At 47.9% G+C, this 24885-nt stretch carries 31 protein-coding genes and 2 pseudogenes; 14 read left to right on the top strand and 19 right to left on the bottom strand.

Features of this window, described 5'->3' with window-relative positions:
• The first annotated feature begins 25 nt into the window (after window positions 1–25).
• The 4 genes from Q9R23_RS08265 to Q9R23_RS08250 are packed head-to-tail and all read left to right on the top strand — an operon-like array spanning window position 26 to window position 3905.
• Window positions 26–598: an ECF transporter S component gene (locus tag Q9R23_RS08265; RefSeq protein ID WP_311246825.1), complete on the top strand. Its 573-nt coding sequence runs from the start codon at window positions 26–28 to the stop codon at window positions 596–598.
• A complete protein-coding gene (locus tag Q9R23_RS08260) occupies window positions 595–2124 on the top strand; it encodes an ABC transporter ATP-binding protein (protein ID WP_311246824.1) in 1530 nt (509 codons plus the stop codon). Before Q9R23_RS08265 ends, Q9R23_RS08260 begins: the two co-directional genes overlap by 4 nt.
• On the top strand, window positions 2096–2818 hold the full coding sequence (locus Q9R23_RS08255) for an energy-coupling factor transporter transmembrane component T family protein (protein WP_214853844.1): 723 nt from the start codon (window positions 2096–2098) through the stop codon (window positions 2816–2818). Before Q9R23_RS08260 ends, Q9R23_RS08255 begins: the two co-directional genes overlap by 29 nt.
• Before the next feature lie 55 nt (window positions 2819–2873).
• Complete coding sequence (locus Q9R23_RS08250) at window positions 2874–3905, top strand: NAD(P)/FAD-dependent oxidoreductase (protein ID WP_214853847.1); 1032 nt, start codon at window positions 2874–2876, stop codon at window positions 3903–3905.
• Between the two features lie 71 nt (window positions 3906–3976).
• Here Q9R23_RS08250 and Q9R23_RS08245 read toward each other — a convergent pair whose 3' ends face one another.
• Window positions 3977–4795, bottom strand: a complete 819-nt coding sequence (locus tag Q9R23_RS08245; RefSeq protein ID WP_311246823.1) for an alpha/beta fold hydrolase — start codon at window positions 4793–4795, stop codon at window positions 3977–3979.
• 154 nt (window positions 4796–4949) lie between these two features.
• Between Q9R23_RS08245 and Q9R23_RS08240 the strand changes: the two genes are divergently transcribed.
• Both Q9R23_RS08240 and Q9R23_RS08235 read left to right on the top strand, forming a co-directional pair.
• Window positions 4950–6218 carry a hypothetical protein gene (locus Q9R23_RS08240; protein ID WP_311246822.1) on the top strand — a complete coding sequence of 423 codons (1269 nt, stop codon included), beginning with the start codon at window positions 4950–4952 and terminating at the stop codon, window positions 6216–6218.
• Complete coding sequence (locus Q9R23_RS08235) at window positions 6215–7480, top strand: hypothetical protein (protein WP_311246821.1); 1266 nt, start codon at window positions 6215–6217, stop codon at window positions 7478–7480. The genes Q9R23_RS08240 and Q9R23_RS08235 overlap by 4 nt, the downstream gene beginning before the upstream one ends.
• Before the next feature lies 1 nt (window position 7481).
• Here Q9R23_RS08235 and Q9R23_RS08230 read toward each other — a convergent pair whose 3' ends face one another.
• From Q9R23_RS08230 to Q9R23_RS08215, 4 genes are all read right to left on the bottom strand, one after another.
• Entirely contained in the window at window positions 7482–7718 is a 237-nt protein-coding gene (locus Q9R23_RS08230) for a hypothetical protein (protein ID WP_214853868.1), read from the bottom strand.
• Window positions 7719–7835: 117 nt separating this feature from the next.
• Window positions 7836–8165, bottom strand: a complete 330-nt coding sequence (locus tag Q9R23_RS08225) for an antibiotic biosynthesis monooxygenase (protein WP_308101560.1) — start codon at window positions 8163–8165, stop codon at window positions 7836–7838.
• 73 nt (window positions 8166–8238) lie between these two features.
• Window positions 8239–8820: a hypothetical protein gene (locus Q9R23_RS08220; RefSeq protein WP_311246820.1), complete on the bottom strand. Its 582-nt coding sequence runs from the start codon at window positions 8818–8820 to the stop codon at window positions 8239–8241.
• Complete coding sequence (locus Q9R23_RS08215) at window positions 8817–9248, bottom strand: GNAT family N-acetyltransferase (protein ID WP_311246819.1); 432 nt, start codon at window positions 9246–9248, stop codon at window positions 8817–8819. The genes Q9R23_RS08220 and Q9R23_RS08215 overlap by 4 nt, the downstream gene beginning before the upstream one ends.
• Window positions 9249–9292: 44 nt before the next feature.
• Between Q9R23_RS08215 and Q9R23_RS08210 the strand changes: the two genes are divergently transcribed.
• Window positions 9293–10078: a pentapeptide repeat-containing protein gene (locus tag Q9R23_RS08210; RefSeq protein ID WP_311246818.1), complete on the top strand. Its 786-nt coding sequence runs from the start codon at window positions 9293–9295 to the stop codon at window positions 10076–10078.
• A gap of 70 nt (window positions 10079–10148) precedes the next feature.
• On the opposite strand, the gene Q9R23_RS08205 is transcribed toward Q9R23_RS08210, so the two are convergent.
• Together Q9R23_RS08205 and Q9R23_RS08200 are read right to left on the bottom strand one after the other, a co-directional pair.
• Window positions 10149–10850: a nucleotidyltransferase domain-containing protein gene (locus Q9R23_RS08205; RefSeq protein ID WP_311246817.1), complete on the bottom strand. Its 702-nt coding sequence runs from the start codon at window positions 10848–10850 to the stop codon at window positions 10149–10151.
• 10 nt (window positions 10851–10860) lie between these two features.
• Window positions 10861–11334, bottom strand: a complete 474-nt coding sequence (locus tag Q9R23_RS08200; RefSeq protein ID WP_035407879.1) for a hypothetical protein — start codon at window positions 11332–11334, stop codon at window positions 10861–10863.
• Between the two features lie 199 nt (window positions 11335–11533).
• Between Q9R23_RS08200 and Q9R23_RS08195 the strand changes: the two genes are divergently transcribed.
• The gene (locus Q9R23_RS08195) at window positions 11534–12103 is read left to right on the top strand and encodes a recombinase family protein (protein WP_311246816.1); all 570 of its coding nucleotides are present in this window, start codon (window positions 11534–11536) and stop codon (window positions 12101–12103) included.
• Between the two features lie 26 nt (window positions 12104–12129).
• Here Q9R23_RS08195 and Q9R23_RS08190 read toward each other — a convergent pair whose 3' ends face one another.
• Window positions 12130–12537, bottom strand: a complete 408-nt coding sequence (locus tag Q9R23_RS08190) for a hypothetical protein (protein ID WP_035407875.1) — start codon at window positions 12535–12537, stop codon at window positions 12130–12132.
• 145 nt (window positions 12538–12682) lie between these two features.
• On the opposite strand from Q9R23_RS08190, the gene Q9R23_RS08185 reads away from it, so the two are divergent.
• On the top strand, window positions 12683–13066 hold the full coding sequence (locus Q9R23_RS08185; RefSeq protein WP_214853912.1) for a hypothetical protein: 384 nt from the start codon (window positions 12683–12685) through the stop codon (window positions 13064–13066).
• A 16-nt stretch (window positions 13067–13082) separates the two neighbouring features.
• Here the strand turns inward: Q9R23_RS08185 and Q9R23_RS08180 are convergent, their stop codons facing one another.
• Window positions 13083–13610 carry a hypothetical protein gene (locus Q9R23_RS08180; RefSeq protein WP_311246815.1) on the bottom strand — a complete coding sequence of 176 codons (528 nt, stop codon included), beginning with the start codon at window positions 13608–13610 and terminating at the stop codon, window positions 13083–13085.
• A 109-nt stretch (window positions 13611–13719) separates the two neighbouring features.
• Between Q9R23_RS08180 and Q9R23_RS08175 the strand changes: the two genes are divergently transcribed.
• Window positions 13720–14319 carry a TetR/AcrR family transcriptional regulator gene (locus Q9R23_RS08175; protein ID WP_214853918.1) on the top strand — a complete coding sequence of 200 codons (600 nt, stop codon included), beginning with the start codon at window positions 13720–13722 and terminating at the stop codon, window positions 14317–14319.
• 40 nt (window positions 14320–14359) lie between these two features.
• On the opposite strand, the gene Q9R23_RS08170 is transcribed toward Q9R23_RS08175, so the two are convergent.
• The 5 genes and pseudogenes from Q9R23_RS08170 to Q9R23_RS08150 form a co-directional block, all read right to left on the bottom strand.
• Window positions 14360–15649 (bottom strand): MATE family efflux transporter, encoded by a 1290-nt coding sequence (locus Q9R23_RS08170; protein ID WP_214853922.1) that lies wholly within the window; start codon window positions 15647–15649, stop codon window positions 14360–14362.
• Between the two features lie 383 nt (window positions 15650–16032).
• Window positions 16033–16947 carry a methyl-accepting chemotaxis protein gene (locus tag Q9R23_RS08165; RefSeq protein ID WP_311246814.1) on the bottom strand — a complete coding sequence of 305 codons (915 nt, stop codon included), beginning with the start codon at window positions 16945–16947 and terminating at the stop codon, window positions 16033–16035.
• A gap of 114 nt (window positions 16948–17061) precedes the next feature.
• A pseudogene (locus Q9R23_RS08160) lies at window positions 17062–17280 on the bottom strand (SDR family oxidoreductase); the annotation flags it as partial.
• A gap of 23 nt (window positions 17281–17303) precedes the next feature.
• Window positions 17304–17642, bottom strand: coding sequence for a hypothetical protein (locus Q9R23_RS08155; protein ID WP_311246813.1), 339 nt, complete (start codon window positions 17640–17642; stop codon window positions 17304–17306).
• A gap of 608 nt (window positions 17643–18250) precedes the next feature.
• Window positions 18251–18694, bottom strand: a complete 444-nt coding sequence (locus tag Q9R23_RS08150) for a hypothetical protein (RefSeq protein ID WP_214853928.1) — start codon at window positions 18692–18694, stop codon at window positions 18251–18253.
• A gap of 100 nt (window positions 18695–18794) precedes the next feature.
• Between Q9R23_RS08150 and Q9R23_RS08145 the strand changes: the two are divergent.
• Together Q9R23_RS08145 and Q9R23_RS08140 are read left to right on the top strand one after the other, a co-directional pair.
• Window positions 18795–19198: pseudogene (locus Q9R23_RS08145) on the top strand (SDR family oxidoreductase).
• Window positions 19102–19329 carry a Rossmann-fold NAD(P)-binding domain-containing protein gene (locus Q9R23_RS08140; protein WP_251137894.1) on the top strand — a complete coding sequence of 76 codons (228 nt, stop codon included), beginning with the start codon at window positions 19102–19104 and terminating at the stop codon, window positions 19327–19329. The pseudogene Q9R23_RS08145 and the gene Q9R23_RS08140 overlap by 97 nt, the downstream one beginning before the upstream one ends.
• Before the next feature lie 88 nt (window positions 19330–19417).
• Here the strand turns inward: Q9R23_RS08140 and Q9R23_RS08135 are convergent, their stop codons facing one another.
• From Q9R23_RS08135 to Q9R23_RS08125, 3 genes are all read right to left on the bottom strand, one after another.
• Complete coding sequence (locus Q9R23_RS08135; RefSeq protein ID WP_311246811.1) at window positions 19418–20386, bottom strand: LLM class flavin-dependent oxidoreductase; 969 nt, start codon at window positions 20384–20386, stop codon at window positions 19418–19420.
• A 63-nt stretch (window positions 20387–20449) separates the two neighbouring features.
• On the bottom strand, window positions 20450–21139 hold the full coding sequence (locus Q9R23_RS08130) for an ABC transporter ATP-binding protein (protein WP_311246810.1): 690 nt from the start codon (window positions 21137–21139) through the stop codon (window positions 20450–20452).
• A 107-nt stretch (window positions 21140–21246) separates the two neighbouring features.
• On the bottom strand, window positions 21247–21639 hold the full coding sequence (locus Q9R23_RS08125; RefSeq protein ID WP_290750545.1) for a hypothetical protein: 393 nt from the start codon (window positions 21637–21639) through the stop codon (window positions 21247–21249).
• Between the two features lie 195 nt (window positions 21640–21834).
• Here Q9R23_RS08125 and Q9R23_RS08120 point away from each other — a divergent pair, with 195 nt between their 5' ends.
• Both Q9R23_RS08120 and Q9R23_RS08115 read left to right on the top strand, forming a co-directional pair.
• Entirely contained in the window at window positions 21835–22353 is a 519-nt protein-coding gene (locus Q9R23_RS08120; RefSeq protein WP_311246809.1) for a DUF4256 domain-containing protein, read from the top strand.
• A 123-nt stretch (window positions 22354–22476) separates the two neighbouring features.
• The gene (locus Q9R23_RS08115; RefSeq protein ID WP_311246808.1) at window positions 22477–23355 is read left to right on the top strand and encodes a sensor domain-containing diguanylate cyclase; all 879 of its coding nucleotides are present in this window, start codon (window positions 22477–22479) and stop codon (window positions 23353–23355) included.
• On the opposite strand, the gene Q9R23_RS08110 is transcribed toward Q9R23_RS08115, so the two are convergent.
• Together Q9R23_RS08110 and Q9R23_RS08105 are read right to left on the bottom strand one after the other, a co-directional pair.
• Window positions 23317–24006: an alpha/beta fold hydrolase gene (locus tag Q9R23_RS08110; RefSeq protein WP_311246807.1), complete on the bottom strand. Its 690-nt coding sequence runs from the start codon at window positions 24004–24006 to the stop codon at window positions 23317–23319. The genes Q9R23_RS08115 and Q9R23_RS08110 overlap by 39 nt on opposite strands.
• Window positions 24003–24839 (bottom strand): alpha/beta fold hydrolase, encoded by an 837-nt coding sequence (locus Q9R23_RS08105; RefSeq protein ID WP_311246946.1) that lies wholly within the window; start codon window positions 24837–24839, stop codon window positions 24003–24005. The genes Q9R23_RS08110 and Q9R23_RS08105 overlap by 4 nt, the downstream gene beginning before the upstream one ends.
• Window positions 24840–24885 lie beyond the last annotated feature (46 nt).

The raw sequence follows: 24885 nt of genomic DNA, 5'->3' as shown, positions 1-24885 counted from the left end.
CCCCATTCAAAGGAGGACGTATCTGATGCAACACTGGAAAATGAAAGAAATCATGGTCATGATGATGCTCGCCGTCGCTTGCGGCGTCATCTATCTCGGTTGGTCAACACTCTGGTTACCGATCTCAGCGGTCTTCGGACCTGTCGGTGCCAACTGGATGTTTGGTATCTGGATCATTGCGAGTCCGCTCGTCGCAGCAATCATTCAAAAGCCAGGTGCCGCTTTAATTGCGGAAGTCGTCGCGGCAGCCGTCGAACTGTTCACGGGAAGTCATTTTGGTTTATCCGCTCTTCTGATCGGAGTCTGCCAAGGACTTGGTGCGGAACTCGTCTTCGCGATGACGCGTTACCGTCGTTATGACACATGGACCTTGATGTTATCGGGTGTCGGAGCCGCGATTGGTAGCATCGTTTATAGTCTAATCGCGAACGGATTCGGTTACTACACAACGACGACGTTGCTTGCGACAACTGGCTTACAATTGATCAGCGGCGCATTACTCGGTGGCTTGCTTGCAGCAATTCTCGTCCGTCGCCTTGTTGCGACCGGTGTCTTGAACGGGTTTGCGGCAGGACGAGCGAAACGGGACGTCGCATGATTACTGTCGACGACCTTAGCATCCGCTATCCGGGTCAGATGAAATCGGTGCTCAATCATGTATCGCTGACGATCGAGCACGGGACGACCCTTTTGCTTGGTCGCAGTGGGAGTGGCAAGACGACATTACTTCATGCCCTTGCCGGACTGACACCGGAAACGATTGAAGTCGAACAGACTGGAACTGTTACCCGCTCTGGTTCGGTCGGAGTGCTGTTCCAAAATCCAGAAGAACAGTTTTGTATGGAGACGATCGGACGGGAAATCGCTTTTAGTTTAGAAAATCGCTCGATTCCACGCGTGGAGATGGATGAACGAATTGAACGCTTACTCGCACTCGTCGGTCTCCCTCTCCCCTTCTCGACACCGATCGCGAGTCTATCCGGAGGAATGAAACAGCGTCTCGCGCTCGCAGCGGTCCTAGCACTTGAGCCGACGATCTTATTACTCGATGAACCAACGGCTCAGATTGATCCAATCGGACAACATGAGCTGATGGCGTTGATTTTTCGGATTCAAAAAGAACACGATTTAACGATCGTCTTGATTGAACACCAACTTGATGTCTGTTTGCCGTACGTCGACCAAATCGTCTTACTTGAGGACGGATCGATTACTGCGACGGCGGATCCACGGGATCTGTTCCCGCAGGATTACAAAGAGCTTCAAACGAAAGGTATTTCCGTTCCCTCTTTGTATCCGTATACCTTAGAGACGTTACCCATAGATGGACCGCAAGCGGCGCGACTTCAGGTGCCTTCCGCTGTCGCTACAGCTGGGCGCTCTTTGTTACACGTCGCTGCATTATCGACGAAAGCGCCATATCCGTTGACCGATGCGACATTTTCCATGCAGACAGGAGAATGGGTGATGCTGCTCGGGGCAAATGGATCCGGGAAAAGTACATTGCTTGCGACACTCGGGCGGTTGCTTCCCAATCGTGGAACGTATCAGCTCCAGGGGCGTCCGGTTCATCGTTACTCCCGGCGTCGCTTTTATGAGCACGTTGGCTATGTCTTTCAACAACCGGATCTGCAGTTTCTTAAGCTGACGGTCGAAGCGGAAATCGACTGGAGTCACCGGGCAGCGACGAATGTTAAGCGCGCGGCGTTGCTTGAACGGCTGGAACTGACATCTGTCAAACAGCAGTCACCACTTGCTCTTAGTACGGGGCAACAACGACGGCTCAGCGTCGCAACGATGCTCGGACAAACGAAAGACTTGTTGTTGCTCGATGAACCGACCTTCGGACAAGATGGATTGACGACACGACGCTTAATGGAACAGTTACAGATGGAACAACAGAACGGTACGACACTCGTCATGGCGACGCATGATATGGAGCTCGTCGCCCGGTATGCGGATCGTGTCCTCGTCATGGAGCAAGGACGGATTGCTTTTGACGGTCGCCCAAGCGAGTTATTCGCTGACGTTCCATTACTCGAGCGCTGTCAGCTACAACGTCCACTTTCGTACCAATTCCAGGAGGTGAAACGTGATGCAAACGAACGTGTCCCCGTTCGCTGAACTCAATCCCGTCATTAAGGGAAGCGGATTGTTTTTGATCATGTTTGCCTTGATTGCAACGAATGACTGGGTCAAAACGTTAGTATTCCTGAGTTTTGCTATCGCACTGCTACTCCTCTCCGGATGGGGTCCTTTTGATTTCTTGAAGCGACTTGCGCCGTATAGTCTATTATTCTTATTGACGTTCTGGATGATGGCGGCTTTCGGCAAAGGAACGAATACTCTTTGGTCGTTCGGTTGGTTTCATGTCACGTCGGAAAGCGTCACGCACGGCTGGTTACTTGCCTTGCGGATGGCCACGTTCGTCTGCTTGAGCCTCGCTTTCGTCACGACGACCGATGCGACCCGTTTCGTAATGAGCTTGATCCATCAGGCGAAGTTATCGCCCCGCTTTGCTTACGGATTCCTTGCCGGGATTCGCTTTCTGCCGCAACTGGTCGAAGAAGTCCGCGTTTTGCGGCAAGTCCGGATGATTCGCAATGTGCACAGTCGCTTTCCTGGTGATGGATTTCTTTCAATTGGCTTACCGCTCTTCTCACGGTCGATCCAGCGGGCAGAACGGATGGCGATTGCTCTCGAAGCCCGTCACTTTTCAGCAGAGCGAACGTATTACGAGGTACCGGTCGTTCAGCGTCAGGATATTATTTATCTTGTGGTCATCCTCCTATTCATTAGTCTTGTCTTTTGGCTATGATTACCGCCACCCGTATACGGGTACACTCTAGCAAGACAGATTGAAGGAGAACGACATGAAACGTATCCTCTTGATTGGTGCAGGTCACGCTCACCTGCATTGCATTACACACGGACCAACAGAAGACGTCGAGTGGCTGGTCCTGAACGCCTCGACGTACCAATATTACTCGGGCATGTACTCTGGACTTGCTGACGGAACATACGACATGGATGAGATGCGTATTGACGTCGCCGCCTTATGTCGTGCCTATGATAAACCATTCATCAAGGAGACCGTCATCAAAGTCGACCCTGTTGAAAAGGTCGTCTTCGGTGCATCCGGCAGACGTTACACCTATGACGTCGTCTCAACGAATATCGGTTCATTCGACTGGTCGGAAGATACGACGCGATTATCGATTAAACCGAACTACCGGTTACCGGATACATTAAAGCGACTGCAACAAGCAAAGCGTCCGGTCGTGATTGGGAGCGGACCAGCTGCCGTCGAGATGGCGGCGTCCTTGAAAGCGGCGGGTGTACCGATCACATTGATCACGGATCGAGATATCCTTTCTCGTCATCCGGCAGCGGAAGCCATTACGAGACGGTTAAAAGAACTCGGAGTGTACTGGATCAGGGAACGTCCTATAGATGACGAACTACCACTCCGCTTTAAGCAACACCCACCAATCGAGTCAGATGCAATCGTCCGCTTGACGGGTGCCAAAGCTCCGGCATTGTTTGCAGACAGCAATCTCTTCACGGAAAACGGATTTTTACTCGTCAATGAACAGTTACAAGCGCTCGATCATCCAAGCTTGTTTGCTGCGGGTGACGCGGCGACCCTCGTCGCCTACCCCGACATTCCGAAGAATGGTGTCACGGCTGTCCGACAAGCGCCAATTTTGCTTACGAACCTTTTACGATACCTCCAGGAAGAAGCACTGCAAATCTATCGTCCGCAAACGAACTATTTGACGATTTTATCGATGGGACCGCGTCATGCGGTTTCCCTATATGGTCGTCATTATTCGACTCACCCGTTCGGTTGGTACCTGAAGCGCTGGATCGATCAACGGTTCATGCGGAAGTATCGCTCTTAAAAGCGTGCGCCGGCGCACGCTTTTTCTGTACACAAAAATAAGCCATGGACGCGTGTCCATGGCTTATTAAATTAGACGGTTTGATTTCCTTTAACGTACGTCAGTAATGTCTCGTTGAACTTCTCTTGTTCGTCAAGTAACATCCCGTGTCCACTCTCTTCGAAGACTTCGAGTCGCGCATGTGGGATTTCCTTTTGCATCTCTTCCGCAAACTCGAACGGACAGACTTGGTCTTTTTTACCGTGGATGATCAACGTATCGACTTTGATGTTCTCGAGTTTTCCACGTAAGTCTTCGTCACGCAATGCGATTGCTGACTGAATCGTTCCGTGGGATGAAGCGGCGATGCTAAGACCATGGAACCATTGTTGTAGCGGTTCTGGATGCTCCTTCGCAATGAAGATTTTCCCGAATCCTTTGAGCATCGACGGACGATCCTGTTTCGTGTCGGCAATCAACGCATCGACTTCTTCTTTTGTCATCCCGTATGGATAACCGTCGCGTTGCGTAAAGACCGGTGCCGCAGCTCCCGCAAGAACGAGCTTACTGACTTTTGAATCCCCGTAGTGCAAGAGATAGGACAAGGCGATTCCTCCTCCCATCGAGAAGCCAAGCAACGTGACATTCGCTAATTTCAGCTGTTCGATGACTTCATTGACATCGGACGCCATCGTCTTATAATCGTATCCCGTTGCTGGTGCATCTGATTTGCCATAACCACGATAATCGATTCCGACGTAACGATACCCTTCTTCGACGAGCAGGTTCTTTTGGTACTCGAACATGTTGTTGTTTGCCGGCCAGCCGTGTAAAAAGACGATCGGTTGACCCGAACCGACATCCTCAACGTAAATCTTCGTGCCATCAACTGCTTGAATGAATGTACCCACCATAAAACCCCCATAGTAACAGATTGACCATGCATGCCTCTATTATTCCCGAGTTAATGGATGTCAAACATCTTGATGTTGAAACGTTATAGAAAATTCTGTCTATTATAGAAAATATGGTAAAATACAGACAATCGTATAGAGGAGGTTTTTCATGAGACGCTATATACATACCAGTATTCTCGCAGGAGCAGTTCTCCTTGCCGGGTGCGGAAAAGAACAATACTTAGATCTTACATATGATGCCAATTACTGGGGCGGTATCTCGACTACCTTTGATGGTCAAGAGATACCGGATCTCCCGAAAAAACAAACGGCGGCTTTGTTGAAGGTTTGTCAGCAAAAACCAGATAAGATGCGCTTGCCAGATCGATATGTGCAACACGAAGGATTTGATTTATACTTCCTACCTCCGAGTGTCCAAGGGCGCGAGTTCCAACACGTTCGTTTCCTGTCAGACGAAAAAAAGGACTATTTGGCGTGTCAGCCGATTCGCCACGCGGAATATGCGGTCCACCAAATCAAGCGCAGTGATTACCCATTCGTCGATTGGTCGAACCAACCGCTTAAAGCTAAATCGACAGACGTTCGCTTTAAGCCTGTCCCAAAAGAAGTGACGGATCAACAAAAACAAGAAAATGAAGAAAGTAAAGACACGAAAGGACTTGGTCGTTACCTTTTCCCATCGTATCAATTGTCCTTACCACCGGAAGGACAATTCGTTCTCTTCATGAAAGACAAAAATAAGGATAAAGAACAAACACTCTTCGAGACGACCGAGTCCCGAGTCGGTTCCGAATTGAATTTAGCTTTTCGTGTCATTCCGAATAGTGGTTTGCAGCACACATCGATTGAACTCATGACCAGTGGTGATCGTATTGGGATTCCATCCGTCATTCAAGACCATGTAATGGGGCAATCATATCAAATCGAGCGAAAGCAACTTCCTGCTACGCTTTCAATGGGACAGACGGTTCCTTTTGCGACTGTTTGGAAGAAAGAAGGAGGCAAAATCGTTCAAGAAACATCGCTATATATGCGTCTCAATCAGACCTACAAAAAACCTGCGAATTACAAATATGGCTTTCTTGATGCATCACCAACCACATATGTCGGCTACATTCACGACTCACCAAAGCAGCTCGTCGATAACGATTTTAAATTCATCTCGGCCATTCCGGATAAACTAGCAAATAAAATGGCTCAAGAATTAAAAGAGACCGATGTGATGGAGCCACAAGGAACAAAGCTGAAACAGAAAAAATTGACCTTGATCCGCAAAGGAAAAAGTCAAACGTTCGAACTATTCGAACGCAAACGAGCTAAAAAGCTTGAAATCTATGTTGTCAAACCGGGATCAAAGAAAGGTGCGAAGCTGTCAGGTACGACAAGTGAAGCACTTAGTGAGGTGCTCAATCAATGAATAAACGTTACTGGATCGGACTAACACTTGGAGCGACGCTAGCATTAAGCGGTTGCCAAAGTGACGCCCCGAATTTTAAATGGGATTACTTATCACAAATGTATGATGGAGGGCAATTCAACGAAAAAGAATCTCGCACTTTGTCAGCTAAAGAGCGAACCGTCATCCAAAAAACATGCGCATCTAAAGCGAGCGATGCACCCGTCAATTACGCAGTCGGTAACATCTATTCCGTCATGATGACGAATCCATTCGAAGATTATGATAGTCAAACCGTTCGTTACGTGAAAGCTGGGAAAAAGACGTATTTATATTGTCAGACATCGTCTAAAGATGGGTATTATCCGTTACCAAAGAAAGAAGACATCTTCAAGAAGACTACTCTGACTCCACAACGGAAGAACTTTAGCATGAAGCCTGTTGTATTAAAAAAAGACGACTGGTTCAATCCTGATGAGAAGATCGCAGACCATTCTGCTCGAAAATTAGAACTTCCAGGATCAGGTTACCTCGTCATCGAGGCAACGGATGTCACAAAAAAAGATGCACGGACGACGATTTTCGCATACGCGAATTCTCTGACACCGTTCACCCGTGATGTCAATCTCTACCTCGTCTACAATCAGCAATACGATTCGACATACGACGTTTCGGTTCGTATACCGCAGTTGTATGGTGGACGCCGTGCGGAACACCCGATCCATTCAATGAAACAACCAGGAAAGGTCCGATTCGTTCCGGGTGACGGCACGCCGGAACATTATGGAACGGTCATCGCAACGGAGAAAAACGGACGCGAATTCCGCTACGAATTATCGATTCGCCATACGATGCAACAACCGACTGAACTCCAAGGACCGGATCGAACAACAGACGACGACGTTGCGGAAAACCAAAACGAGACACTGTTCCATCAAAAACAGTTTTCGCATATCCGTTTTGAAGAAGATGATCGAGGAAATCAGTTTTCGGAAAAAGATATTGATTGGGAAAACATGATCATGATGACAAGTGATGAATCCGGAAAATTAAAAAAAGCGATCAAGACGAGTGAACAGGCTGATGTGCGGGGCAAGAGGGCGAAGTGGAAATACTTGACGTTCCGAAAAGGCGTGACTGGTCAACAGTACGAAGTCTATCTTGATAAACGCGTCAAAAAGACTGACATCTACTTAAAGGATCCAAAGCGTGACGTGTCAATCCACTTATCAGCAACGGGTCGTGACATCATCCTCCCTTTATTCGAGCAGTATGAAAAATGACTTATGTCATGAAGACGAGGTGTTGCAGTAAATAAATCAAGGAACACCAGCAGATGAAAGCGATCCCCTCTCGCAACCACTCTTTACGTGTCAGCGGTTCACGTAAGAAGGAGACGCAAGCAAACAGTAAGACGAAGAAGTAGAGATAAATGAAGCCACCGCTCGTCAAGAAACCGAAGAGCAGGATCATACCACCGAGGACGGATAGGCTAGAGACGACAGGTTTACGATAGACCATACGATGCCACCTCGTTTCATCTAGTTTGTTAGAATATACCCAGATTACGGAAAGACAATCTATTTTAACTTACTAGACAAGACCCCTTGAGAGACGTCCTCCCAAGGGGTCTTGTATTTATTCGGTTGCAGCGCTATGGTCGGCGACGATCGCATATTCCGTGACGGTATTCGACGTCACGAGCGGTTTGACTTCGGACGTTCCGTTATCTCGTTTATGGTGAACCCCTTTATACGCTTGACTCTCCTGCCATGCATGAAACGCCGCTTGATTCGACCATGTCGTCATGATCGTGACGATGTCTTCTTCTTCCTGACTAATGTCGACGAGGACTTGCATCCGGTGGAACCCCTCCATCTGTTCGATTCCTTTCGTCGTCTTAAAACGCGCTGCGACTTGATCTGCTGCGCCCTTCACGACGTGTAGCTGATTCATGACGATCCACATGTTCTTTTCCCCCTTTTTCGTCTTCAGTATACTAAAAGTCACGGGTCATAGAAAACGCAGATGCGTTTTCGCTTCATGACGTCAAGCGTTGGATCGTCTCTTTTCCATCCATACGCGTCGCGATCATTTCGAAGTAGAGCGAATGTGGGAAGGCATCCGGTAACGGTTGGATGGTATGGAAACGTTCCTGACCCGCGACGGTTAACGAGCGCTGCATCGGACGTAATGGTACTTCCCCATCAGCCGTCATCTTATACGGCTCGAACCGAATCGTTTTCATTTGTTTTGAGCCATTCATGCCGTAGGCGACGAGATACCGACCTTCCGGTGTCGCAAGTAACCGTCCCTCGAACCAATCCGCCTCCGTCGTCTGCTTGGTGCGAATGATTCGATCGATTCGTTGTGCCTCATCGGTTTGTTGCAGGAGCAGAAACAAGCGATCATGTTTCGCTTCAAGATATGCGACGGCATAATGTTCAGACAATCGTTCGACGAAGTAGACATCACGCGATTCGATCGACGTGTTCGTCATTTGTTTATATAACTTCGTGACCGTTTTTGCAGTGAAGGAAGGGGTCTCTGGACGCTGGTACATCCCCGTCAATGCTCCGAGTACTAATCCAATAACTAAGATAAAAAGAAGTCGGCGTTTCATCGGTCGACCTGCTTGACGAGCAGGTGATAGCTAGCACCCGGTGGATAATCATCGATTCGCCCGACTTCGATGAATCCCTTTCGTTCATAAAACGAGAGCGCTTGAAATGAAAAGGTCTCGACACGGATTCGGTCGATTCCTGCTTCTCGTGCCCATGTTTCCAATCGATGAAATAACGTCGTGCCGAGTCCACTTCCCCGCTCCTCCTTGACGACAAAGAACCATTCAATATGTAACCAGCCCCAATACGCATCTCCTGTGATGCCACCGATCGGTTGATCGTTTCGCTTCGCAAGCAGAGTGACGGCTTGTGTTCCATTTGACCGTTTTATGGCATGATACGGCGAAGTCTCGACGTTATAGCGTCGCACCTGTTGTCTGATCCAATCTTGTCCGTCTTCATTTTCATTGAGTTGAAATTGCAGCATATCCGGACTCCTTTCTTGCTATAGTAGTAGTGGAGGTGAATACGATGGAACCTACATTCCAAATTGATTGTACAAATTGTTTTGGTTTATGTTGTACGGCACTCGCTTTTTCGAAATCCAGTGATTTCGGTCATGATAAACCGGAAGCGACACCGTGTCGCAATCTTGACGCGGATTACAGCTGCCGCATCCATGACCGGTTACGCGATAGCGGCTACAAAGGCTGTACCGTCTATGATTGTTTTGGTGCCGGGCAACATTTGTCACAGCGGACGTTCCAAGGCGATGATGCACCAAAGCGACGCCAAGCGATTTATGCTGCCTTCCCGAAGATGGTTCACTTGTTTGAGATGATGTGGTACGTAACGGACGGAAAACGTGATGTCACGCGTGACATCCACAATCAACTCGATGAGATGCTTGCCGCATTGACCCGATACGCTGCCTTACCGGCGGATCAATTTGCACGGCTTGACCTGATGTCAATCCGTCAAATCGTCCGACCCCTCCTTGAAATGATCGCTTCTCGTGTTCAAGTTCAGTATAGCGGAAGACGCGACCAGACACCACGCGACTGGGTCGGAAAACAGCTACAAGGACGAGATTTTTCAGGCGCCAGCGTTCAGAACCAGTGGTTGCTGGCGACGAACTTGTCGAATAGCCGTTTGTGCGGTGTCAACTTTCTCGGAGCTGATCTGCGAGACTGTAACGTCAAAGACGCGGATCTGACAGACGCGCTCTTTTTGACACAAGCACAAATCAATGCCGCGATCGGCAACGCGGCGACACAGTTACCGCCGCGTTTGCTCCGTCCGTCCCATTGGCGTTAAACAGAAGCGAACGATAAAGAGACACGTTTTCGGATCATCGACCGAAAACGTGTCTCTTTTTGTATGCTTGTTATCTTTTGCCGAGCATAAAGCCGTCAAAATAACGCCCGCCAAACGGTGTGAGATAATCGTCGACTAACGCGATGACGACTCGGCGGTCATTCGACTGATAATATAACTCAAAAGCCATTGTGTGTCGACTGGCATACTCTTCGTCAAACTCTGCAAGAGCGCGGATCGACCATTTTCCTTGTCCGATGTAGCATTGATTGGCACGAAGGACGAACTCGATGCTCTGTTCATATAAACGTGACGCAATCGCTAGACCTTCTGCGCGGTTCGTCACACTCTCGAAGTCGTCGAGCAAGTCACTTAAAAAATAACGAGCGCGTTGTTGCTCCGGATTCGACCACGCAACAGGTCCATCCGCCAATTGTTGAACGGCTTCCTTGCGGACAGAGGCAAGATGTGGATGATCCTCGATCGTCCAGCTGTCAGCAATCATGCGTTGCAAGGACGGGCGACCACGTTCCCGGTCACTCTCGAAAAAATGCGCGATCGTCTCAAAGGAATGGACGAATGCTTCGATCGGGACACCGTCATAGGTAAACGATTCCCGGTATGCCTGCCGTCGCCTTGCTTCAAAGATGATTAAATCGACATCTGATTGTACGGTCGCTTGTCCTCGCGTATGACTACCGGCAAGTAAGACGGCACAATGATCCGGATAACGTGACGCGACGAGCGGCATGATCCAATCACACCACTCCATGCGTGTCCACTTAGTCTTCAACTTGTTCACCAATCCCGGAGAAGACGGCTAGTTCGTCACCCGGTACGGCAACGATCGTCGCGTCGGCTCGGTGTGGCGCGAGACCGATATCAATCGCCCACGATTCGTAATATGTATCCGATCCATTCAGGACGAGCGTTTGTCCGTTACTGAAGGTCAAGAATAAATGTGGTGCCGTCTTGCCGATCCGGACACCGGTGATCCGTTCCGCGTGCAGTGAAACGATCAAGTGTAGCATCTCTTCCTTTGTCGCATGTCGGACGACCCAATTCTGTGTCGTCTCGACATCGCCATAAAATAGACGGTCCGTCTCGATCCGAAGTCGCAGTTCAGGCGCTGTCGTATCGAACAAATTGATGAATTCGAGCGTGACGTAGCCTGCGACATGAACCGTCGCCAATTGTGTGCCGATGAAATAGGTCGTCAAAAGCTGACGGGCGAGTTGATGATCTTCTTTGTTCATGATGAGCACCTCATTTAAAAAGAATGAATGGTATAAGGATGAGTCCGAGAAACTTACTTCCACTCAATTTACCACAAATTAGTCGATCCGAACATGAGAAGAAAGGCATGTTTTTGGTTTTCTGCGGCACGAAGGTGAGAATACGGTATACTGATGAGGAACTGACGTCGATCGTGATCGACAGAGAGGAGCTCCATTTATGCAATATTTCTATATGAGACCCTATCCGGATGATCCAGACTGTTCTGCGCAACAAGCAGAGGCGGATCAGATTGATGTGACGGTACGTGTCGTTGAGACCCATGATTCGGCCAAACGCCGAATGGAACTTGAACAGATGCTTGAGGCGCTGCAAGCGGGAGACGAAGTCATCGTCACGCATCTCTACGTCCTAGCAGACTCGACGCGGCACTTGATTGAGATGCTCGAACAAATGGAGACACGTGGCGCGACACTGTGGTCGCTCCGCGAACACATTCGCACGAGCGAACGGGCATCTTTGTCGTTCCTTGAAACGGCCCGCCACCTGGTCCAGTTGCAAAGTGATGTCATCAGCATGTCGACGCGTGCCGGACTCTCAAAAGCAAAAGAGCAAGGAAAACAGACGGGTCGACCGCGGAAACCCGATGAAAATGTCCGCCGCGCGATTGCGATGTATCAAAGCAAAGAGTATTCGCTCGCTGATATCCGAGAACAGACCGGTATTAGTAAAAGTACGTTATACCGATATCTCGAAAGCGAGACGATCGATGCAACGGATAAAGGCTGATTCCACAATGGAGTCAGCCTTTTTTGTCAGCTATTTTGCTTTAATGTGTTGCCAAGCCATTTTTGGAGGGCTTTACCGCCTTCATAGAACGAACAATCCCGTAATTCATACGTATGACCGCCTTGTTCAATCAAGTCGAGGAACGTATTCCCGACGTCCCGGTTTTCCCATTTCCGCTGATCCGTCAAATACTTGAAGCCAAAGTTACACTCGACGTTGAAGATGATGTGGAAGGGTTCCTTGAAAGATTGGACGGCGCGGATCATCTCGATCAAAATCATTCGTTTTGGTGACGACGCTTCGAACGTATCGAACAGTGTCGTCCGGCGTCCGTGAAACTCGATGACGCGGATTGCGCGTCCGGTATCGGCTTTAAAGTCATAACTCGTCCGAATCGAGACGATGATTTCACGTTGGTCTGGTTGTACTGGCATGGTGTATCGCTTCCTTTCTCTCGGTCGATTATAGCATGGACCTGTTCCATTTTAATAGATGTCAACGACTCGGTCTCAAGAAGGATTGTCGTAACCCAAAATTTGTCTTATACTAAAATTACCAAATACATAAAGGAGCGTTTTCGTGAAACATCTATTTTCGATACTCCTCTCGGCGAGCCTCTTGATCACGGGTTGCTACTGCACTCTCGACGAACGGACGGACGAGCCACACTTCAAATCACGTGCCCGCTCCATCTCCTCGTATCATACTTTCGACATCGAATACGCAAAAGGACTACGCAAGGAACAAGTCTCAAACCGTACGGTTACCGTGACGGATTCAAATGGTGAGCGGATGCAAACGGAGATTGAAGTCCTAGACGGCAAAGAAATCCGAATCAAACCACCGCGTACTGGATATAAAAAAGGGCGTCGCTACATCATCCACATTCGGGATTCAATCGACGCCCGGAAAGAAGTACATACGAATACGATTCGGGAACGAACCTTCACTGTCGACCGCTGACAGCCAAGGTTCGTTTTTATTTAGAGCGAGCTGGAAAAACGGTATAACTCATCGAGATGACGCCGTCGATCACAAGAACGAGTCCCCACAGTTGTAACGTCCGCAAGAGGCTTTTAGTTTGTTCGGTATTTCCGAGCCAGAGAATCATTGCTCCGAGTAAGGCACCACCAATCAAGAATGCCAGGATGTGCCGATAGAATCCGTTGCGTTCGCGTCGCGCACGCGATATGCGTTCTTTTGCTACTTGTTCCCTGAGGATCACTCGGCGATACACCCCATCCGCCCAAGCAATCATCTGCTTCCCAAATGCGAGCGATACGCCGATGTAAATCGCAGCAAGTCCGTGTGCAAGCGTAGCTGTGCTACCGCGACTTAAGTCAAACACTGTTAAGACCAGTAAGACGATATCAATCACGGGTGACATCGCCATCAATCGAAAACCAAGCTTCTCTCGTCTGAATCCATAACGCATGATCAGTCCTGAGATGATGACTACCCAAAATAGAATTTCACAACAGACGATTGCCCAAGCGACGAGTTGCATCGTGATCCTCTCCTTTTTAATACGACTGTATTATAAAGATAACATCACTTTCATTACTTGGCTAGTCTTTTTAATACATTCGTGCTAAAAAAGCTGATATACTTAATGTATGCCAAAACAAGTCAATCACGAAGAACGAAAACACCTCATCGCAGAAGCGACGTGGCGCACGATTTCTAATGTCGGTATCGAACAAGCTAGCGTCCGGACGATCGCCAAGGAAGCAGGTCTGTCCCTTGGTGCCTTACGGTATTACTTCACGACCCAAGAAGAATTGCTCCGTTTCTCGATGCAACTCGTTCAAGAAAGGGTCCAAGAACGCATTACAACCATTTTCGAGAGAGGAGGAACACCAGAAGAGACGTTATGCAACGTCTTACTAGAAGTCTTGCCGTATGCACCTGAGCATCAGCTTGAGATGCAGGTCTGGTTCCAATTCATGATGTCTGCATATGCGTCTCAATCAACAGAGAATCCAGACGACATTTACCACATGTGTCTGGTATTACTGACGCGGATTCCGGACGGTACGTTCCGAGCAGATATAGACATCGAACTTGAGAGCGAACGTCTCGCAGCACTCGTTGATGGATTAGCCTTTCATGCGCTGTTTCGACCAGAACGTCTCCCGAAAGAACGATTGCGTCATGTCCTTGTCCATCACTTGAATGCCCTATTCGTCCGTCCTTTAGCGATCGACGACAAATAACCCGAAGTTCCTTCATCTACATGAGGGAACTTCGGGTTATTCATTGTTTCGCTTCTACAAGGATCAACGATAAGGAGCGGATTAAAAAGAACGTCAGAAATGCTGCCCAGACTCCTTGATTGTCAAAACTTGATGTCGACAGCAGCACAATCGCAAAACCGATCCCTGCTTGAATCATCGAGTTCCGGACTGGAGTTGCCTCGACACGACCAGCAAAGATTCCTTCGTAAATCATCGCCCACCCGGCAATCAGCGGTAGGATGATGATCCAGAGATAATAGTCGCGCGCCACGTCTAGGATCGCTTCTTCTGAAGTGAATAACTGAAGCAGCGGTGTTTCAAGGAATAGGAGCACAAGTGACCAGAACACGACTGAGTAGAATCCGAACGTCCGTGCCAAACGGACACTCGTCCGGTATGCTTCCTGATCTTGATACCCTCTCGCCCGACCGACAAGAACGGTTGACGCATGACCGAGTCCACCGAACCAATAAGAGATCAGATACTGAATCTGCAGTAGGATTGCGTTGGCTGCAAGGATATCCGGTCCGAATTGTCCTCCCGCTCGTGTAAACCAGCCGGTAACGAGTAACAGGAAAATCGTTCGAATGAATAAATCTCGATTGACACGAAAGAATTTCCGGTAGGCGTGCCAATCCGTCAAGGCACGCAGTTCGTCGCGCGTCATCAACAAATGACTCCGAATCAGATAGAGACTGCAGGCAACAATGCTGATTTCCGCAATGACGGTCGCAAGCGCAATTCCAGCAACACCGGTGTTCAATCCGTAGACGAATCCAATATCGAGTACGACGTTGACCCCGATACTGAATAATTGGACGAACAAAGCATGTTTGACTTGTCCCGTTCCGATTAACCAGCCAAGTAACGCATAACCCATCAAGACGAACGGTGCGCCAATCATCCGGTACGAGATGTATGTCTTGACCGCATCCAGCAAGTCAACGGGTGGTGCAAGTAAATAGAGTCCGAGCTGCTCGAGCGGCTGGCGGAATAATAAAATGAGCAAACCGATACAAGCTGCTAGGAACAGCGGTCGGTAGAGCGAAATCCGTAAGGCATGGGCGTCATTCGCGCCGCTTGCCTGAGCACTGAATCCTGTCGTACTGACTTTTAAAAAGCCGAACAACCAGTAGATTGTATTGAAGAAAACGGCACCAACAGCAATGCCACCGATCGCGCGCGGATCACCGGATTGACCGATGACGACGGTATCGGTCACACCAAGCAACGGAGTCGCAATACTTGAGAGAATGAGCGGATAGGCAAGTAACCAAAACGTTTTGTGGTTCGGTTGAGTACTCACCATACTAGCTGGACCTTCATATGTAAGACAAATGATGTAGTAGTGGGTTCAAAAATCATTGGTTCACATCCCTTCAAAGTAATTTTCGAACATACAAGGTATGTAAGCCCTAAGGATATCAAACTCTTTTTCTAAACACTATGGTTTTAGTAGCATGAACCAATTGTATAGATTAAACTTTATGTTGTATTTAAAAGTACAAGAATGAATTTGGTAAGTGAAATAAATAGTATGATATTTTCTTTATTTGCGATCTTTTCGTATTCTTTTTCTACCTCTATAACAGCATTGCATTGCTAATTGTTTGCCATATTTTTTGTAAATGCATAAAAAGAAGCCGGACCTAGGGTCTGACTTCTTAAGTCTATTTAAATAGTGTCACTCGTTCATAAGACATCGACGAATTGTTTTGCCTGGTGCTCCAGTTGTTTCGCAGAATCAGCCAACTGATCGAATTCACTCACCGTATGTTCAAGCTGACCGGTACTGTCCTTTACCTTGCTTGAAATCCGTTCGATACTGTGCGAGACCTCCTTGATCCGCTCAACGATCCCTTCGATATTCTCCTTGATTTCTCCGATCGAATGCGAGACTTTATTCGACAGGTTTCGGACTTCGGTCGCGACGACATCGAATCCACGTCCATGTTCTCCAGCACGTGCTGCCTCAATTGCCGCATTCAAGGCGAGTAGATTCGTCTGCGCTGCAATTTCACGGATCGTCTTGACGATGTCAGTGATCGAGTTTGCGTCTTCACGCAAGGCGACAAGACTCGATAAGTTCTCGACGGATTCCGACTCGATTTGTTGGATAGTCGCAAGAACGTTCAAACCGTCTTGTCGACCACTTTCCGATTTGACCGTCAAGAAGGCTGATGTCTCATTGAGTTCGGCCGCCATTCGTAAAACGTCCTGCTGGCGAATCGTGATGTCCGATGCAATTTTCGAGACCCCGACGACCCGGCGTCCGTCATCCGAGTAAATCGGCATATATGTCGCTTCGAGCCACTTCTGTTGTCCGTCAGCAGCCCGGCGTTCAATCTTATCCTGATACGTGATGCCTTGCATCAATTTTCGCCAAAACAACTCGTAATCTGGACTATTAACGAAAGCCGGAAAACAGAGATCACGCTGGTATTTACCGATTAACTCTTCCACTTCGTACCCCATCGTCCGGGCAAACAATTCATTTACGTATGCGACTTTGCGTCGATCGTCAAAACGAATGATGGCTAGATTTTGTTCGATTGCCCGGATGACTTGTGTGTCGGTGACCTGTGTTACTTGCTCATGCATCGACATGCCGATTCCTCCCTGGATTCAAACTAAAGTCATGATTTACCTATTGTCATATTATCCCTTATATCGACAAGTTCCTGCTATTTTAAATAAAATCTAGTAAATAAAGTGTTCATTTTAATATGCACTCCATCCCCCATCTAGGACGACGATTGCCCCGTTGATGAAACTCGCCTCGTCAGACACGAGAAACAATGCCAAATTTGCGATTTCATTCGGCTGACCGGCTCGTGGATTGAGACCCATGCCAAGCATCGCGCGCCCCATCCCGAATTCATTCAGGTTCGACATCGATTGTCCGATGTTCGTCTCGACAGCGCCAGGTGCGATTCCATGAAAAAAATACCCGACGATTTTCGTCAGGTCCTATAGCTAGTTCGTTGTAATTGGTTCATCGCGACTTCAGCACGTAGTCGCCGTCCGATTTTCAACGATGCTTGGAATATACTTGGATCAAATAATCTAAAGTGACTATCAATCCAGTTTTGTCGATAGATTTCATGTGCTTGTCTAACGATTTCTTCGTCTGACAACTGTTCCATGTCTATTTCCGTGCAGTCGAAATCATCTACACCGAACTCGAAACCACAACATGGACAAATTTCGTTACTCCCCGCAAAGTGTTCATAATATGGTGGACCCTCGAGTTTATTCCATCCACATACGGGACACATATAATACGAATCGTTTTGATTCAAAGATGTGATGCCTCCTTAAACAAATGATCATTCTTATATCTATCGTACCCCATCCGAAATCGTAATCGTTCCGTCACCCGTTTGGATTAACAGTCGTTGACCTTTCGAGCGGCTAAATAATCCTGTGAATAATAGAATGACGAATATGAATGCTAAAAATCCTCCAATGGATAGAACGGTATAGATATAACATTGCTGATCCTGCCATTGCTCGATTAACGAACTAAACCGTGGAACATCATACACACCGAGCACAAGCAGCCCGACACTGATTAGTCCGAGTAATGCCTATGATGACGAGTAAGAATCGTTTGAACCCATTCATCTGCACCTCTGCTTTACGATTATTGACTTCTTTCACCTAGGTGATTCAACACATGAAATATTATGTGTGTGGTGTGTTTATCCCCGTTCATTAGAACCCGAATCATTTAAATACACGTTCGTTAAAATGTTCATATATTCTGATTATTCAGACTAAATCAATCAAAACTAGTGCTTTAATTACTATATTTCACGAAAAAAACCTCTTCCAACTTAAGAAGAGGTCAGTATTCGATTTATTTATCATTAAACACATATCCCGTCAATACGTTTTTTCTGTTTTTTCATTTTACATCAATTGGAAAGGCAAAATCGCCATTACCTTCTTTCCAATCGGCTTTAATCTGATAGACGTACTTTCCGGGAGTCGAAGGAACGGTAACCCGCTCAATCTTCTTATATGTTTTCATCTTTTTATGATCTTTGACCGACCATAAGACAATCGCGACGGACTTCGGAGCTGGTCCGTCTTCAAAACGAATCGTCAATCGATCATCAGGATTTGTTCGCGTACTCGGATCACCTTTTACTAAATCGACGGCTTCGGCCTTTGCATCAGCTGTTTCTCCGCGAAACATGCCTGACCAACTATAGGTACCTCTATATACCTTTACTTCACGGTTTTCGATTATCACGGTTGGTTCTGGTGGTTGATGTCGAAATGGATCAAGTAAAAAAAAACATCCGACTGCAATCGCAATCAATCCAATAAATAAAAAACGTTTCATAGACAAACCTCCTATGGGCTAACCTAAAATTTTAAGACAATATAAAACACCTTCGGAGTGGTACACTTTTAAAAAGTACTAACATCGGAGGTATTTTTGCATGGGCAAAAACGTATATTCAAGTGAAGTGAAATGGGCAGTAGTAAAAGATAAGCTGAGTGGTAAGTTTGGTTCTGTTGATGCCATCGTCAACAACGCTGGATTAATGCCACTATCGCACCTCCATAAGAATCAGCAGGACGAATGGAACACGATGGTCGATGTCAACATTAAAGGCGTCCTCCATGGAATCGGAGCAGTCTGCCGTATATGCGCGAACAAAAAAGCGGACATGTCATCAACATCTCTTCTGTCGCCGGTCATGAAGTCATGCTGTCGAGCGCCGTCTACAGCGGTACGAATTCGCGGTGCGCGCCATCACGGAAGGTCTTCGTAAGGAAGAATCGGTCGACAATCACATCCGTGCAACATTCATCTCACCGGGAGCGGTCGATACGGAATTGAAGGACCATATCTCGGATGAAGAGATCAAACAAGGAATTGGTGACTTGAAAGCCATTGATGCGAGCGCGATTGCGCGTGCCATCGCATATGCTGTTAACGAACCAGAAGATGTCGCGGTCAACGAGATCTAATTCGTCCGACAGCGCAACGTTAATTGAATGTAGATGTGTAGACAGGACCCCTCATTAGCAAAACAGCTATTGAGGGGTCCTGTTCTGTTTAAAGAAGTCGCTCCGCGATGAGCTGGTACGACTGTAATCGCTTTTCTTGATCAAAGGCATTGTTGATCAGTAAAAACTGATCTGTTTGATAACGCGTTGCTAATGCCTCAAGCCCCTGCGCAACAACGTCCGGTGTACCGACAATCGCTCGCCGTCGATCTTTACGGATCCGTTCCGTTTGAACGTCATTCCAGACTTTTGCTTCAGTCGAGGCAAACGACGGAACGATTGAATTGCCGAGTCGAACGCCTTGAATCCAGGCATCTTGAGTTCGAGCGAGACGTTCTGCTTCTTCTTGCGTCGGGGCACAGATGACGAAAACGCAGACGATGACGTCTGTTCCTCCTGCCTCACGATAAGTGGAAAGTGTCTCTTCCCAACGATCTGGATTGATGAAGTGACCAAAAACGAGACCACGGTCTTGTTCTGCAGCAATTTTCGCACTACGTGGCGACAGACCAAGGATTGAGATCGGAGACGCTTTTCGATCACGCGGTGTCGTCTTGACGATCCGGTATGGGTGTCGATTCGATAGACTATCTGTCAAGAAGCCAGCCGTTTCCTGAACGAGTCGACTAAACTCAGCTGCCCGGTTTTTTTCACCATCTGTCAAAGCAAGTCGTGTCCGCTCACTTCCACCCGGAGAATTACCGATTCCGAGCTCGATCCGTCCCGGATAAAAGGCGTCAAGCGTCGCAAAGCTCTCGGCGACTTTCAGCGGATGATACTGCGGCAATAACACTCCACCTGAACCAAGCTTTATTTTTGACGTCTTCGCACCCATTCGGGCGATGAACAGTTCCGGTGCCGCACTGAGCAACCCGTTCGTATTATGGTGTTCAGCGAACCAGTACCGTTCGTAACCGAGTCGCTCGGCTTCTAAGACGAGTCGTTCCGTCGCTTCCATCGTCGCTTCGACCGTATCGTCCTCATGTAACGGCACTTGATCCAGTATTCCTAGTCGCATCACGCATTCCTCCTCTATCCTCTTAAGTGTAAAGGGTGGAGGAACGGAGTTCAAAAACGAGGCTCAGACACGGACGAGACGATCTTTGATAATAACGCCGTCTCGCATCTCGATCGTTCGATTCGCTCGTTCCGCAAGTGCCGGGTCGTGGGTGACGAACAAGACGCCGCATCCCTTCTCTTCGTTTAATGACCGTAAAAGATTGAAGATGATTTCTCCCGTATCCGTATCGAGGTTCCCTGTCGGCTCATCGGCAAGCAACCATTTCGGTTCATGAACGAGTGCTCGGGCAACGGCGACCCGTTGTTGTTGTCCACCGGAAAGTTGCGACGGCAAACTGCCTGCTTTATCGGCGAGACCGACTTGCGCGAGTAACTGCTCGGCGCGTTCTTTTTTACCATACGGTACTTTCCGACCGAACAGTGGCGCCATGACATTTTCAAGCGCCGTCAGCGTCGGAATCAAATTAAACTGCTGGAAGATGAAGCCAATGTTTTCGAAGCGAAAGTCGGATAATTCTTTACTGTTCAATTTGTTGATTGGTTTCCCGTCATAATGCAACTCCCCGCTCGTCGGTCGATCGAGCGTGCCGATTAGACTGAGTAACGTTGATTTTCCAGATCCCGAAGGTCCGATGATCGAAATGAAGTCGCCCGCCTCAAGTGTCACGTCGATGTCTTGTAACGCATGTGTCTCGACGCCGTCTCCTGAAAATGATTTTCCCATCTGTTTGCATTGAAATGTTCCTTCCATATGTACCCCTCCATTATTCTTGATAACGTACTATTCAAGAATAGATTGGTAATTCCTTCTAAATGAAAGGAAATAAAAAACAGTACTCTTATGGAACAAGAATACTGTCAGGAAACTCTCGGTTGAATAGAAACGAAATTTTTACGATAGACGATCTCATACGGTAAGACGAACAATATACATGCAAGAGTCGTGAACTGAATCATGCTACCGATTGGTGGTAGTGGAGACAGCGATGCTTCATGCCACACTTCATATAGACCAATGAACAAAAACAGGACGACGCTACTCGTCGTCACGTAGATAAGCAACCGAAGGGTCAATGGATAATGTCGGACAATCCATAACATCGGTAATCCAAAGATAAAATAGGATAACGTCATCGCAAACGTCCCGAACTGATAGACGATCTCAAAGTCAATCGTTGTCAGGAACGAATACGCCGTGAACGCTAAGAACGAAAGAATCGTCACAACAGCCGCATAACTGATCCAGCGCATACGGTTGGCTCCTCTCCTGAATGTTATTCCTGTACACGCGATCGTGACAGAAACCTAATATGTACAATTAGTGTAGGTAGTTCGATTTCATTTGTCAATTATCTTCAGATTGACTTATTCAGTCTATGTACGATTGTAATGAGAGCGAATTCATAGAATAATGAAAAAAGAGAATAAGAAAGTGAGGTTTTATCGATGGATGAACAATTAACGGTGTTTCGTGATCGCTTTGAAGCTACACCTGATTACCACGATGGTCTTTCGTTTATTGAGGTCGAGTCACGTCTGACACCTTCAAAACGAGAAGCACTCGCTTGGATGGAACAAACAGGAGGAGAACCGAATGTCGTAAACCTTGATGGACGATTCGTCATCATCGATACGGTCAAAGAGAGTCCAGCTGGTCGACGAAGCGTTTGTTTTGACGAAGTCGCTCGACTCGGTCGAAAGAAAAATGCGCCCGAAGCTAGCGTCGAGTCAATGATTGAAGCACTCGATCTCGACCTGTTGACACCAGAACAATATCAAGAACTTCAGACACAGTTTTCGCTTGACGAAAAGACTTCCAGTTGGCTCGCAACACCAGACGTGATTCGTCAAAAAGGTGGCGCTTTGTTTGGAGATCGTCGTTATGAGACGACATTCATCTATCACAACGGAGTGGATTCCTATTATGCGAGCCGCGGATTCCGTGTTTTACTTGAATTGGAATAAACCAAAAACCGCTTCGTAGTCTAAACGAAGCGGTTTTTTACAATAATAGGAAATAATACCCAATCGTGATATGATGGACGTTGAGTACAGGAGGTGGACGTCATATTTGTATTGGGATTGATTATGGGTAGTCTTTTAATGTTGCTCAGTTTCCGGTTATTCCACCAGCAACAACCGGATACAATTGCGTTATGTAAAGATATCTTCTATGTGTTTGAAGTCCATCCGGAATATCGATTCCAATATATCAGTCCGTCCCTCGATGACCATATCGGCAAGGGAGTGGCAGCAGCCAGCTATATGGATCCGGATCAGTGTTTTGCAAGGATTCATCCGGAAGACATCGAAGTCTTGATGTCGAAGATTTCGGGCGACTGTGACTACGATCAACCGTTCCGGCAACGCTGGCGGACAAATGACGGGACGTACGTCTGGTTCGAAGAATATGCGACACCGATTCGCGAAAATGGACAGATTGTTGCCATCCAAGGGGTGATCCGTAACATTGACGAGCAGTTGAAATCACAACAGGCATTGCTCGATCAATACCGTATCGATGCCTTGACACGGCTTGGGAATCGCCATGCCTTCAACGAGGCTGTCCGCGATCTCGATCAAGAGAAGGCGACGTATGGATTGATTCTACTTGACTTGAATGAACTAAAGGAGCTCAACGACCGGTTCGGTCACGCGGTCGGTGACGCCTTGCTTGAACAAACAGGACTTTGCATCCGCAGCTTAACAAATCATGGTTACCGGATTGGTGGTGATGAATTCGTCTTGATCGACGATAGTGCGTCGATTGACACGTTTGAGGCATTCGTCGAACACGTCCGCTCGACGTTCGCGACGCACGAGATTGGACTCGCGATCGGTGCCGTTCATGCGACAACAGGACGCCGGATCGACGACGTCCTGCATGAGGCAGATGCACGGATGTATCAAGAGAAGATGAAAAAACGCTTAGGTCGCCAGCATGGATTGATGCGCTTGAAGCAGTAAGGTGTTGAAGCGTTCTGGTTGATCGAGATTTGCCGTATGCCCTGCTTCCTCGACCGGTAAGACGATGACGTTCGGCACGTGTTCCGCAACGAACGCGGTTGCGTCGACTTCGTACGTTTCATTCGTTCCGTTTAGGATGACGACCGGCAAGGTGATCGACTGCAACATCGTTTCCGTCAGTGCCGGGAAACGGAACGTCATCAAATCGAGGACTGTCCGTGCTGTCGTTTTCCAGGCAGGACCATGCAACTGTTCAAATTGGTCGGCAATTTCCGGTGCTTGCTGATCGATGTTAAGGAAAAACTCTCGTTGTTCGCGCATCAGCGGTTCCATCGCTTTAGGAATGAATGGTGAAAAACCCGTGATACATACCCCTTCGAGTTCGTCCGGTGGGTCGAGTGCCAGTTGCATCGCAAGCGTCACGCCGAGCGACAACCCGAGAATCCATCCTGGACCTTCCTGTGCCATCCGTTCGCGGATGGCACGTGTTGCTTGTTGTAGATAATCCTCCGTTGCCGGTTCCGTCGTCATTCCGTGACCAGGTAGATTGATCGGAATGAACGTAAAATCATCCGCTAAAGCGGAGAGCTGTGGTGCAAAGTGTGTTGCTGCCGTTCCCATTAATCCATGTAATACGTACATGCGTGTCATAAATTAAACTCCTTCGGTTGATGTAGTGTCAATATCGCGTTTACGATGACGTCCGGACGATCGCGATGCATCAGGTGAGATGTGCCCGGAACGAACGTCACGTTCGCCTGATCGGATAGTTTCGCCTGTCGCTGAATCAGTTCCTGCCATTTTTCTTCCATTCGCTCCAGTTCGTCTTTTGGAAAACCAGCAGCGCTCATCGTTTCGATCGACTGCGCTTTGTCCCGTCCAAGAACGGTCAACGGAACACCGAGATCGCGCATGCGTGGTTGAAGATCTTTCGCATCAGATTTCCACCGCGAGATGATCGCATGCATCGCCCGGTAATACGCTGGGTTCCAATCCGTGCGGTCATCCCCGTCCGGGAAACGGTCACGTAAATCAGTTGCTTTTGATAGTTCTTCGAACCGATCGATCCAGACGGCGTCATCCCCTTCCCGGTCGAGCATCGGTGTATCCAGCTGATCGAGTTCTGCTAAATCAACGGACGTCGCATCCACGAGAACGAGACCGGCGACACGTTCTGGATGATGTAGAGCAAAAGCTTGCGCGACAAGACCACCGTAGGAATGACCGACGAGTGTGACCGGGGTCGTGATATTCGTCGCGCTGAGGAACTGGTCGATTTGGCGTAAGATGCCGGTCGTTCCGTCCATGTAATCGTCCGACCATTCGTGCGGATGAAAGCTGACGACGCGATAGTCCGGTGTTAGTTTCGTCAAAATGTCCGCCCAGTCTTGATACGTTCCACCGAGTGAGGGTAACACTAACAAAGGTCGACCTGTCGAACCGTCATCGTAGTACGTCACTTGTTTCTCTTGTTGCTGAATCATTCGTTCCAATGAAATCACTCCTCTATAGTATGAAAGGTGTTGTTGA

The organism is Exiguobacterium sp. BRG2 (assembly GCF_031844245.1).
Taxonomy (GTDB): Bacteria; Bacillota; Bacilli; order Exiguobacteriales; family Exiguobacteriaceae; genus Exiguobacterium_A.
The sequence above is the reverse complement of the archived record's forward strand: the minus strand, read 5'-3'. Positions and strand labels throughout refer to the sequence as shown.